The 12,813-nt window shown below is 51.0% G+C and carries 10 protein-coding genes; 4 read left to right on the top strand and 6 right to left on the bottom strand.

The features are described from left to right. Positions 1-55: 55 nt before the first annotated feature. Entirely contained in the window at positions 56-838 is a 783-nt protein-coding gene (locus MKX76_RS00440; RefSeq protein ID WP_341032672.1) for an endonuclease/exonuclease/phosphatase family protein, read from the top strand. Between the two features lie 232 nt (positions 839-1,070). Next, positions 1,071-1,757 (top strand): G1 family glutamic endopeptidase, encoded by a 687-nt coding sequence (locus tag MKX76_RS00435; RefSeq protein ID WP_007127565.1) that lies wholly within the window; start codon positions 1,071-1,073, stop codon positions 1,755-1,757. A 161-nt stretch (positions 1,758-1,918) separates the two neighbouring features. Here MKX76_RS00435 and MKX76_RS00430 read toward each other — a convergent pair whose 3' ends face one another. The 4 genes from MKX76_RS00430 to MKX76_RS00415 are packed head-to-tail and all read right to left on the bottom strand — an operon-like array spanning position 1,919 to position 7,016. Beyond that, on the bottom strand, positions 1,919-3,973 hold the full coding sequence (locus MKX76_RS00430; RefSeq protein ID WP_341032670.1) for a beta-galactosidase: 2,055 nt from the start codon (positions 3,971-3,973) through the stop codon (positions 1,919-1,921). A 27-nt stretch (positions 3,974-4,000) separates the two neighbouring features. Next, positions 4,001-4,807, bottom strand: coding sequence for a carbohydrate ABC transporter permease (locus tag MKX76_RS00425; protein ID WP_341032669.1), 807 nt, complete (start codon positions 4,805-4,807; stop codon positions 4,001-4,003). Continuing rightward, on the bottom strand, positions 4,804-5,679 hold the full coding sequence (locus tag MKX76_RS00420; protein WP_007127562.1) for a carbohydrate ABC transporter permease: 876 nt from the start codon (positions 5,677-5,679) through the stop codon (positions 4,804-4,806). The genes MKX76_RS00425 and MKX76_RS00420 overlap by 4 nt, the downstream gene beginning before the upstream one ends. Positions 5,680-5,705: 26 nt before the next feature. Then, positions 5,706-7,016, bottom strand: coding sequence for an ABC transporter substrate-binding protein (locus tag MKX76_RS00415; protein ID WP_341032668.1), 1,311 nt, complete (start codon positions 7,014-7,016; stop codon positions 5,706-5,708). Between the two features lie 268 nt (positions 7,017-7,284). Here MKX76_RS00415 and MKX76_RS00410 point away from each other — a divergent pair, with 268 nt between their 5' ends. Continuing rightward, positions 7,285-8,844: a response regulator transcription factor gene (locus MKX76_RS00410; protein WP_341032667.1), complete on the top strand. Its 1,560-nt coding sequence runs from the start codon at positions 7,285-7,287 to the stop codon at positions 8,842-8,844. A gap of 21 nt (positions 8,845-8,865) precedes the next feature. Then, positions 8,866-10,641 carry a sensor histidine kinase gene (locus MKX76_RS00405; RefSeq protein WP_341032666.1) on the top strand — a complete coding sequence of 592 codons (1,776 nt, stop codon included), beginning with the start codon at positions 8,866-8,868 and terminating at the stop codon, positions 10,639-10,641. 158 nt (positions 10,642-10,799) lie between these two features. On the opposite strand, the gene MKX76_RS00400 is transcribed toward MKX76_RS00405, so the two are convergent. Both MKX76_RS00400 and MKX76_RS00395 read right to left on the bottom strand, forming a co-directional pair. Next, entirely contained in the window at positions 10,800-12,032 is a 1,233-nt protein-coding gene (locus MKX76_RS00400) for an amidohydrolase (protein WP_251537800.1), read from the bottom strand. Between the two features lie 45 nt (positions 12,033-12,077). Then, on the bottom strand, positions 12,078-12,758 hold the full coding sequence (locus tag MKX76_RS00395) for an ankyrin repeat domain-containing protein (RefSeq protein WP_007127550.1): 681 nt from the start codon (positions 12,756-12,758) through the stop codon (positions 12,078-12,080). Positions 12,759-12,813 lie beyond the last annotated feature (55 nt).

Here is a 12,813-nt window from a genome sequence, read left to right as displayed (position 1 = left end):
TAGTATTATTCCGGCCTCTTGTTGGCTAGATCATAGTAGATGGGAATGACATGACATGAATGTGATAACAATGACCTTCAATTTACGTGTGAATGTGGACAGCGACGGCAGCAACGCTTGGCCTCACCGGAAGCATCGAGCTGCAGCCGTCATTACAGACGCATCCCCCGATCTGTTCGGAACTCAGGAGGGCTCCGGGGCGATGCTGCGGGATCTGGACGAAGCTCTGCCCGAGTACGGCAGAATCGGAACGGGACGGATGGGACAAGGCGACCGCGACGGAGAACACTGCGCGATCTATTACAAGCAAGCCGATTTCTCTATCCTGCAGGAAGGGCAGTTCTGGCTGTCCGAAACGCCGAAGAAGCCGGGAAGCCTCGGCTGGGACGGCAGCTATCCCCGAATTTGCACATGGGGGCTGTTCCAAAGCACGAAGGACACTGGCGTACGTTTTTACGTCGTGAACACGCATTTTGACCATATGGGCGCAGTTGCGCGGCAGGAAAGCGCCAAGCTCATTCTCGATCATATTCAGCGTCTTAGAAAGGAAGAAGCGCTTCCGGTTATTCTTATGGGCGATCTGAATGCAGGTCCCGGTGAAGCGGAAATCGCGATACTGCGGGACGCGCTTCAAGACGCCTACGAGCTTCTGGACGAACCGGCAGGCCGCACATTCCATGATTTCAAGGGTGGACTCGAAGGCGAGCCGATCGACTATATTTTTACGACACATGATGTCGAGATGGTGGAGACGATCATTTACCGGGATACTTACGACGGGGCCTATCCGTCCGACCACTACCCGGTGTCGATGAAGTGGAGAGCAGCATCCGTTTAGAAAGAGTCGGCAACCTTTCGTCCTTCCTGTCTCTTTCTCGGTGAGCGACAAAATTAATACAGGGGCAGCCCCAAAGCCATCATGATTCGATGACTTATGGGTCAGCCCCTTTTTGATCCGAAAAATCCATTCCGTAAGCCCGCCTGCTCTAAACCTTTCTAGCAGAAAACCCATACCACCGCGGCCTCAGCATCATTAGATATATTATCAATCTATTAAAGGCGGTGGATCTATGGGAACCGTTGCTAGAATGAGCACACATCACATCTGCCGCTTTGAATCCGCGGCCAAGCCGCAGCGAAACATCGGGTGGATTTCGAATAATTGGTCCGGCTACAGCATCAAGGGGGCAAAAGGTGCGTTTAGGCGAATATCCGGGGAGTGGAATGTTCCATTTCTTCGCCCAAGTGGAGGCTCTTCCTATTCATCCGCTTGGATCGGGATCGATGGCTTCGGCAACCAAAGCTTGATTCAGACGGGCACTGGCCATGATCTGATAAACGGCAAGCCTTATTATTATGCGTGGTGGGAGATCCTTCCCGCCGCAGCAACCTTAATTCCGCTGCCTGTCCGTCCGGGGGACCGCATGTCGGCCGTCATTGCCAAAAAGCGCGGGAGCACCTGGATTATCTGCCTCCGGAATGTGACAAAAGGCTGGACGTTCCGTATAAGCCGCCGATACCGCGGTCCGCAAACCTCTGCGGAATGGATCGTGGAGGCGCCGCTGGTAGGTGGCATACTCTCCAGAATGGCTCGTCTATCCGACGTCGCTTTCTCCCGGTGCCGCGTAAATGGCAGCAATCCTAAGCTGAAAGCACGCCACGGAGGGCTTATGCTTCAAAATTTGACGATTACTGCAATTCCATCGGACCCTTCTCCTTGCGGAGACGCTTTCGTCGTGAAGAGCACCCTTCGGTAATGACAGTTCGAAAGCTATAGGTTCGGCCATGAGTCGCAAATCGCTGCGCGAATACTGGCAGAAACCGAGTTTCATGAAAGGAAGCCGCGAAACCCCTTGGTAAAATCAAGGGTTTCGCGGCTTCATATTTTCGAGAAAATATTATTTACAAATCAATTCAGCTATCCTACACTGCGCTCAGCCACAAGAACACCATATGCCTTCAGGTTCCAAGCTGCATTCAATCCATCATCGCTTGTAACCGACTGCCACGCTGGACCCAGCGCCGGCATAACGACCTCTTTGCCCGAAAAATTATGAACGAACAGATACTCCTTCTCCTCGTTGGAACGCACCGTTGTGTATACGCCTTCAGGCATAACCGCTGTTACCGGCTTATATAACGATGCAGCTGCGGCTATATCCCGGTAGAAGTCATCGTAAAAGCCATCCTCAAAATGGCTGGACACATAGTAGCATACGCCCTCACCATATGTATGTCTGGTAAGTGCAGGACGGCCCGCATAGAAATCATCCTGGTACACCATCAATGCTTCGGCGCCCTTTAGATGAACCAGGTCACAGAGCTTGCTGCAGGAATAAGTGCCTGCAAGCGATGTCTGCTCAAGACCGGCTATATGCTGCACAACTTCTCCGGCATTTTGTTCATGATCATATAAGCCGTCAATCTCCTCGCTGACGACACCCGCTACATCGCTCAGTTGATGGGGCGCTTCCCCTTGGAACACCAGATCATTCTCATTCACGATCCCGCTCCAGTAAGTCAACACCAAGGTTCCTCCCTGCTCAACGAAGGCGCGAAGCTTGCGCTCGAATCCGCAGCGCAGCATATAGAGCATGGGAGCGATAACCACTTTGTAGCTGTCTATATCGCATTCCATATCCACGAAGTCCACCGTAATCCCCTGCTTCAGCAGCGCCCGGTAATGGGACTGAACTTCTTCGATATACCCCATCCCTTTGTTGCGCGGCCCTTGTGAATCTTCAATCGCCCATTTATTTTCCCAATCATAGACGATGGCTACTTCTGCGCGGCTTTCGGTTGCAGCAACGGGAGACAGCTTCTGAAGCATATTTCCGAGCTCGGCGACCTCTTTAAATACACGTGTATCCGGGCTGCCGTCATGGGAGACGACAGCTCCATGGAATTTCTCGCTGGAACCGCGGCTTTTGCGCCACTGGAAATACTGCACAGAATTGGATCCGTGAGCGACGGCCTGCAAGGAAGACAAGATGTGCATCCCCGGCTTCTTCAGCTTCGAGACGCTCTGCCAATTCGTCATGCTCGGCGAGCTTTCCATAAGGAGAAACGGCTGGCGCTTGATGGATCGCATCAAATCATGATTCATGGCGGTGTCTACGGCAATCTCGAAATCGGACTTCTTGTGCCAGGTCGGATAGTTGTCCCAGGATACGATATCAATCGCATCCTTGAACTTAAAGTAGTTCAGGCCATTGTAGTAATACATGAAATTGGTCGTAGCCGGCAGCTCCGGATTCACGGATTTCACAACCGCGATTTCATGCTTCATGAAATCCAGTGTTTGATCCGACACGAATCTTCGCCAGTCCAGATTCATCCCGTGCGTCGCATTCTCCCCGTGGGGTGCAGGGGATTCAATCTGGGACCAATCGCTATACGTATGGCTCCAGAAGGTGGTCCACCACTCTGCATTCAGCTTGTCTAACGTACCGTATTTCTTCTTGAGCCAACCTCTGAACGCTTCCTGGCACAAATCGCAGTGGCATTCTCCGCCGAACTCGTTGGAAATATGCCAGAGCTTCACGGCTGGATGACTCGCATAACGGGAAGCCAGTCTTTCATTCACCTGCTTGATCTTCTCACGGTAGATCGGAGATGTATAGCAGTGATTATGTCGTGCCCCGTACAAATTGCGGTGCCGATCACTTGAAACCCGAAGCACCTCGGGATATTTCTGTGCCATCCATACGGGACGGGCTCCAGAAGGCGTCGCCAGGAATACGGAGATTCCGTTCTTATGCAGCGAATCCAGGATTCGGTCCAGCCACTCCCAGTTATATTTCCCTTCCTCGGGCTCCAGCACGGCCCATGAGAATATCCCTACCGACATGACATTGCAGCCGGCCTTCTTCATCAATTCAATATCCAATTGCAGCACCTGCGGATCATGCAGCCATTGTTCCGGATTGTAGTCCGCCCCGTGCAGCAAGCCATTTTTGAATTGCGTAAGCATGTTTGTCGATCACCTCCGGTTGTTATATTACTTCACGGATCCAAGCATCCCTTGCACGAACTGCTTTTGCAGCAGGAAGAAGATCAGGACCGTCGGGAGCGTCGTGATCACGATGGCAACCATGATCATCCCGTAATCCGGATTATAAGAGGAAGCGAGTGACGAGACAATAAGTGGAAGCGTCTTCTTATCCGGCGTCTGCAAGGCAATGAGCGGCCACAGGAAGCTGTTCCAGTAGTTCATGAAGGTTATGATCGCGGCTGCCGCATACGTCGGCTTCATCGTCGGCATATAGACATGTGTAAACAACCGCCATTCGCCGAGTCCATCTACCCGTCCCGCCTGCAAGAGCTCGCGCGGAAATGATTTTGTGTTTTGCATAAAGAAGAAAATCATGAACGCTGTCGTTATGGTTGGCAGAATCACGGCCGTTGGCGTATTGAGCATCCCCATCGAGCTGAACATACGGAACAGCGGAACCATAACCGCCGCAAACGGCATCATCATGGACAGCATCAGGATGCCGAACAACCGGTCCTTGCCCTTCGTCCGGTAAATCTCAAATCCGAATCCGGCCATGGAGCTTAGAATCAAGGTACAGACCGTGCCGATCACCGCAATCACTGCGGAGTTCCAAAAGGCCCCGCCCAGATCCGTCATATCGAGAAGCTTATTAATATTGGTAGACAGCTCCGATCCGAAGCTGAACTTGCCCTTTACAATGTCGGAGGAGCTGTTCGTCATGCCGATCAGCATCCAGACAAAAGGAAACAAAGAAACCACCGACGCAATGATTAGAAACAGATGGATAGCTGCTGCCGAAACCTTCCTCATTTCTTCTCACCTCCGACCTTCAGCTGGAGAAAGGCCAGCACGGCCACCATAATGACGATGGCATAGGATACCGTTGCCGCATAGCCGAAGTTAGGCGTATACATGAACGACAAGTTATAAATGTACTGGGAAATCGTCATCGTGGAATTGCCGGGTCCGCCGTTCGTAATGTTCACAACCTCATCGAACAACTGCAAGGTACCGTTCGTCGAGATGATCGCCGTGAACAAGATGATCGGCTTCAGCATAGGAACCGTAATGCTGAAAAATTGCCGCGTTTTGGAGGCTCCGTCTATGGAAGCCGCTTCATAGACGCTTGGGTCGATATTTTGCATCGCTGCTAGATAGAAGATCATATTGTAGCCGGTCCAGCGCCACGTAATCGCTGCAATTATAGCAACTTTCGCCCACACCGGGTCCATGAGCCAGGCGATTGGCTCATGGATGATGTGAATCGACATCAGCATCCGGTTCAGAATTCCATCCACTGCAAATATGCTCTTGAACAGCACAGCGTACGAAACGAGAGAGGTTACGCACGGAAGAAAGATGGCGGTACGGTAAAAGCCTTTGAATTTAAGACCCGGCATATTCAAGAAGTATGCAATGACCAGACCCAGCATGAGCATGATCGGAACTTGAACGACCAAATAAAGCAACGTATTGAGTACAGCCTGCTTGAACATCGGATCCGAGAACAGCCGTGCATAATTGCTCAGCCCGACATAATGGTACACATTCCCTTTTCCCGACTGAAACGATAACAACAAGGATTGAATCATGGGATAGAAGCTGAACAATAAGATGAGCGCCGAAGGCAGCAGCACGAACTGCCATCCCATGAGATTCGATTTATTCCATTTACTGCCCATTTCTTACCACCTGCTGACTTTTAAAATTATTGCACTTGCTGTTCGAACAATTTCTGAATGTTAGCCAAGCTTTGGGTCAGGTCGGATCCATTCAAAATGTTAGGCAGTTCATTTTTCAGTGCATCTTTTGCTTCTTGCGTGTACATGCCCAGAGAAATGCCCGGTACTTCGGTAGACCATTTCGTGAAATCGGTATAGATGGCTTGTCCGCCGAAAAATTCCGGTGTCTGGCTGTAAGCTTCACTGGAGAAGGAAGGAATGTAGGAGCCGACGCCGCCGTTTTCATTCAGGAAGCGCTCGTAGAATTCACTGCTGCCGCCAATCGTCTTCGCCAAGAAATCGATCGCCAGATCCTTGTTCGCAGAGCCTTCCAGGACGAACCAGCTGGAGCCGCCTTCATTCGAAGCGTTCACGGCGCCCTCCACATTCAATCTCGGAATCGGAGCCACTCTCCATTTGCCGCTTTGATCCTTGGCGTCCATGATCGAGGAAATCTGCCATACGCCGGATACGACCGTCGCTACATCGCCGGCGTTGAAGCTGCCTACAAACTCGCTCCAGCCCGTTACCGGCTTGGCAATTCCGGAGTCGGCAATCGCTTTGTACACACGGAGCGTCTCCGTCATGACCGGATTGTCAACAAAATTGCCTTTGTTATCCGGCGTGATGTACCAGGATCCGCCGGATTGAAGCAGGATCGAAGTCAGCGCTTCGTCGTTCGGATTAATCGTCGACATGTATTTTCCCGTCTTTTCCTTTACGACTTTACCGATTTCAATGTATTCATCCCAGGTGATGTTCTCAAGGTCCTCCGCCTTGAATCCGGCTTGCTCCAAATAATCGGAACGGTAGAACATGCCGGTGACCCCGATATCGAACGGAACGCCGTATACTTTTCCGTCGATCGTAAGCGCATCCACTTTGTACGGGGAAAACTGGGAGTAATCAACCTTATCCGTAAAGTCTGCAAATGTGCCTGGATAAGCGGTTACATATTTCTGAATATTCGGATCATTCACCAGAATGATGTCCGGAAGGCCTTCCTTAACGCCGGAAGCCAGGTTGGTGTTCAGTTTTTGCTCCAAATCCGTTTTTGCCATATCTACGACTTCCAGTTCAAAGCCCGGATTTTCTTTGGCGTACAATTCTTCCGCGATTTTCAGGGCAGCTCCGTTAAAGGACGGATCCCATGCCCATGCCACAACCTTCTTGCTTGCGGAGCCTCCTTCACTTCCTGTTCCCGACTGGCCTGAATCCGATGACTTTGAAGAGCCGCAGGCCGCCAACAACGAAGCTGTCATGGAGACGAGCAGCAATACGGATAGCAATTTTTTCAATCTGTACAACCCCTTTTGTTGATATATTTTGTAAGCGCTTCATGATTCGATCTCTATTCTATGTCATTCAAAATAGGGAAGTATAACTCATATTCAAGCTAATATCGTATTAATTATGGTCCTCTTGTCAAACGCCTGTTTATTATAGTAAAAATTATGGGTCGTAGAAATAATTATTGCATGTTGGATTCATTCAAAGCTCCATAATACCTTTATCTTTCACATTGGTATATGATGAGGAAATAAGAAATTGCAACGAGGTGTAATCATGGATAACCCTATCGCAACCTATCGGGTCATGATTGTGGATGATGAAGCCATTTTACGTACCGGCATATTACATCTATGTAATTGGAGCGAATATGGAATCGAGATTGTCGCCCAAGCTGCGAATGGTCAAGAAGCGCTTCAGCTGATCGAAGCGGCCGACCCCCATGTCGTAATTACCGATATTGTCATGCCCGTGATGGACGGCGTGGAGCTGACCAAGACGATGCGTGCACAGTATCCCGACATCAAGATCGTCGTGCTAAGCAGCTATAGCGAGTACAATTATGTGCGCGAAGTGTTTAAATACGGGGTTACGGACTACTTGCTCAAACCAAGGGTATCGGCAACCGAACTCGTCTCGCTCATTCAGTCCTTATGCAGCAACATGAATTTGAACAGCCCTGGCGGCCGGCCGGCGAGAAAAGATCCCGCGCTTATGCTGGGCCGATGGCTGGATCACGAAACGGATCAAGACCTCAGGGAAAATATCAGCCTGGAGCTTCTTCACATTTTCAAGCGTAAGCATTTCATCATAGCCAAAGCAAGCACTGCCCTGCTCTTATCCCGGACGAAATGGACGCAGAGCCAAATCGAGGATCAGATCATTGGCCTGGCCTCAGAGCAGTTAGCGGGGCTGGCACATTGCTGCGTGTTCCTGAAAAATGAAGCGCTTCTCATCATTAATTATGATTCTTCGCAATCCGTAGAAGTCATTGCCGCCTTGCGGCGATTCGCGGAGCGTATTAAGGATTCGCTGAAATATATATGCTATGTCCTCTCGCACCCGTTTGATCATTTTCGCTCCCTTAAAGGGGAGCACGAAAGATTATCGTCACATCTCGGAAGGCTGTTGTATTTTAGCGGGCAAGCCATGGTGGCTGAAGACGAGATTACGATTAGCGGCGAGAAAACCAGCTTCGATGAACGGCAATATATCAGCACGCTGCGCACGTTTTCGACGGACGAATCGATCGCGATGATAAGAGCGCTTTTCTCAGAGACGAAGGCTCATCTCTCGTATGACGAATACAGCTTGAAGCGGCTATGCCAGAATCTGGTTTACTCTACCCTTTTTACACTGGAGCAGCTCAAACAGCCGATCGCCGAGCTTGGCTCCTCCAAGCTGAAGCTCTTCAAAATGATTGATCTTGCCTTTGATATCGAGGAGCTGGAGCATATTATTATTCAGTTTCTGGAGAAGGTTAGACATGTCGTTCAAGGCAATGATTATCGGCAATCGATCATACTGCACCAGATCTATGAATACGTAAATGAACATTATGCCAATGAAATTTCATTATCGGAAATGGCAAACGCGCTGCATTTGAACTACACCTATTTGTCGTCGTATTTTAAACAGCGCACCCAAGAGAACCTTACGTCCTATATTAATCGGGTTCGCACGGATAAGGCCAAGGAACTGCTGCTGGATCCATCGCTTTCCGTGTCGGAGATCAGCCGCCTGACCGGCTTCTCGGATCATAATTATTTTTCGAAAGTGTTCAAGAAGATGACGGGAATGACCCCCGTCGAATACCGCCATCAAATCTCTCATTAAAGAAAAAGTCAGGTGCTTGCCATGCTTCGAAAAAACAGCATCTTCATCAAGATGCTCATTCTGATGCTGTCGGGGATCACGATTATTTCCTTTGTGCTCATCGTCGCGTCGTCCAATATTGCAGAACGCCTTCTGCTCAACCAGGTCGTCCGGAACGCTTCGGCCAACATGAATATCGCCAAGGATGAATTGCTCAGGTATAACGACCAGGTGGTTAATGCCATGCTTCAAATCAACAGCAGCCACGAGTTCAAGGATTATATTACCAAGCCTGCCAATACAACATTGGAGCAAATCAATCTGGCCATCACCCTGGGCAGGTACATCGATGTGTACAAGGAATATTTGAGTCCTGAAAAGTCGCATATCATTGTATCCGGCCTTCCCGGCGAAGGCGGGAGACATTATTCCAGCAACGCGCTCAAATGGGACAAGATTCCGCAGGATATCGTCTCTACGTATATGACCATTGACGGGAACATCCCCAATCGGATCAGCTACCACAGCAGCCCGGATTTATTTGCGGAAACCGTTCCTTATGACAACTATATTTTTGCGACAAAGCCATTGGTGGACAGCAGTACGGGTTGGATGTACGGGTATGCGGCCATCGTGATGGATGAACAAAACATCAAACAAAAATATAGTGCCTATATCGCCAAAGGCATTCATATTTCGCTTATATCATCCGAAGGTACGATCCTGTCCAGCAGTGACAAGGATTCGATCAGCAAGCGGGACACTGAACGGCTGTCCCTGGCAACCCATGCAGCGGACCGGCAGGACGGCGTGTGGACGGAGTCTGAGGACAAGGAGACCTATATTTCCTACTACCTGCCTGAGTTCGATGCCTATTTGCTGGAGGAGATCAACCAACGAGCTGCTTTTGCCCCTCTTTACAGCCTGTCTGCCGAAATCTTCAAGGTGGTAAGCGTTGTGCTGGTCGTTAGCTTGGTTTTTGTCTACTTCCTGAGCCGGCGGATCACCCATCCGTTGAACAAGCTGGTCAAGACGATGAAAACCTCGAAGGGGGATAATCTGATATTCCATCCTTTGGAGGAGAACGGCAGCTACGAAACCAATATATTGGCAAAAACCTACAACCGGCTGATTAAAGAAATTGATCAGTATACGGACAGGCTCGTCCATGAGGAACAGGAGCGCCGAAAAGCGGATTTAAACGCTTTGCAGATGCAGATCAATCCGCACTTTCTCTACAACACATTAAGCTCTATCAAGTATTTATCGAAAATGCACCACACGGATCAGGTGGACCAAACGATCGACAGTCTGATCTCCTTGCTCCAGAGCACGCTGGGCTCGACGGAAGATATGGTAACTGTGGAAACGGAGATCGAGTCCCTGAAGCATTATGTGTTCATTAACCGGATCAGATATGGCGAACAGATCGGCGTGCATTATGAAATCGCGGAGGACTGCATGCCGCTGTTTGTTCCCAAGCTGATTATTCAGCCCTTTGTGGAGAACGCATTCTTTCACGCCTACCCTGGAAATGTCAGCGGTAACATTCATATTTTCATTCATCGGTTTGAGGAAAATCTGATCATAGAGATTATGGATGATGGCGTGGGGATGAAAAATTCGGAGGATCAGGTTAACGAGAAGAGGCGTCATCATTTATCCGGTATCGGCATCAGCAACGTTCACGGCCGCATCCAGCTATTGTTCGGCCCTCCATATGGGGTGCTGATCCAAAGCGAGGAAGGCTACGGTACAGCGATTAAAATAACGCTCCCTGTGACAACACGGAAGGAAGCTTATGAGGACTCGGCCTAAAGCCTCATGAAGACTTTTAAATGTTCTGCAGCATACCTCAGGGAGTAGCGTGTCCTTCAGCTCATAAACATAATGCTGCTTCGAATCATCCAGAACCAGATAAGCCGCTTTCATGCCCAGGCTCATTAGCCTGGCATGAAAGCGGCTTATTCGTTTCGTCAAGCTTCGTAGACCCACCGGCCCCGATGAAGCACAGCCTTGCGCTCAGGCCTTCTCGCCACGGCTTCGGCCGAGCAGCTGGCATCCACGATGACGGCATTTGCCGCATCGCCAACCTTAGGCCACGCCCATTGTCCATTCATGTCCAGCGGCGTGATTCCTCCGGTAATGAAGCCGAGGGTCTGTCCAAGCGAACGCTCATCGCTCAGGCCGAAGCGTTCGGCCAGCGTGCACGCTTTTGCCAGATTGTCGCCTGTGCCGAACGGCGACCAGTGATCCATAATGCTGTCCTGGCCCAGCGATACGCTGACCCCGTGGCGTTTAAGTAGCGGGATCGGAATCGTCCGGCCCAAGGATACGGAAGAGGCAATGGATATCCCCAGCTCCGCTAGACGCGCTGCCATCTCGCTTGCCTCCGAAGCCGAGACATCGGCCAGAGCCAGCGCATGGCTGAGCGTCACCCTTCCCTGCCAGCCGGCCTGTTCCGTCAGATCGGCCAGATGACGGAACGTCTTCATCCCGACATCCCCCGGCTCGTGAAGATGCAGGTCGATATCGGCATTTGCTTCCACCGCAAGCTGCATTACGGTGTCGAGGGATTTTTCCATATCCTCGTCCAAGGTCGCAGGATCAACCCCGCCAACAATCGACGCTCCGCTCCGGAGTGCTTCCCTTACAAGGGCCGTGGATTGGCTCCGCAGCAAGCCATGCTGCGGAAATGCAACGATCTCGACCGACGCCCTATCCTTGTAATGCTCCACCGCTTGCATCGTTGCTTCCAGATTGCGTAAGCCGATGACCGGATCCACATTGCAGTGGGAGCGGATCTGTGTGGACCCGAAGCGAATCAACAGCTCCAAGAGTCCCTCAGCTCTTTCTCTGGCCACAGGAAGCAGCTCGGGAAGAAGACGTTCCTCTTCCTCCAGCCGGCTGACAATGCCTTTCGTCGGGATGGACGGCGCCTTCCAAGGGCCTCCGTAATACGTTTTGTCCAGATGGATATGCATGTCCCGAAAGGCCGGAAGCATCAGCCCTTGGCCGAGATCCCGCACCGGCAGCGTCGTATCGGGCAGATCCTGCCCCGGGCGGATATCGGCGAACACGCCGTTCTCTATTTTCACATGAAAAATCTCGGTTTCCGTGCCCGTCACCACATCACCCTCATATCGATAGCCTGTCTCCAGCCGAACGTTCAAGAGCCAGCAGGCAGCGCCCTGTCGTTGTTCTGTCATCCGTTAATCCCCTCTCTTCTGCTTCACCGATGTATGCCGCGTTCATCAAGACCCGGCGGCCTCAAGCAATATGCGTTCGATCTCTTTAAACCCGCGCTCCTGCGCGTGCCGCAGCGGGCTTACCCCGTTACCGTCGGCAAGATGAATGTCGGCCCCATGTTCAATCAGCAATTTGACGATCTCCTGATGCCTCTCTCCGCCGTCTCCAAGAATGATAGCCTCAAGCAGGGCTGTCCAATCCAGGTTGTTGACATGGTTGACATCGACGTCCGTCCGGGTCAGAAGCTCGCGCACAATTTCGACATGCCCCCGTTCCGAAGCCGGGATCAGAGCCGTTCCGCCAAATCGGTTGGTGAGCGTCGGATCTGCGCCAGCCGCAATCGCCAATTGCAAGATCTCAAGCTGCCCTTCAGCACCGGCATAGAGAAATACATTATTAAGATTGCGGTCCCGGATATCGATATCCGCCCCCTCTTCGATCAGCAGCTGCACGGTCTCAATATGATTGTTGTAGGCAGCAGCCATCACCGCTGTTCTGCCGGCCTCGTCGGTTGCATTGATCGCTGCTCCGGCTTGCAGCAGCTCCTTCACACGCTCGGTGTTCCCCTGCTCCGCGTGTTCGATGAGACTCTGATTCATATTCATATCCTCCGCCTCTCCCTTCTTCGGTTCGGATTGACAAGCTGACAGAACAACCACCAAAACCATGGCGATTACAAGTCTCACTGGATCCCTCCCCATCTGCCGTTTCTATGGGTATGCTATCATGAGAAAGAAGCTT

This window comes from Paenibacillus sp. FSL R5-0810 (genome assembly GCF_038002285.1).
Classification (GTDB): domain Bacteria; phylum Bacillota; class Bacilli; order Paenibacillales; family Paenibacillaceae; genus Paenibacillus_AQ; species Paenibacillus_AQ lactis.
The sequence above is the reverse complement of the archived record's forward strand: the minus strand, read 5'-3'. Positions and strand labels throughout refer to the sequence as shown.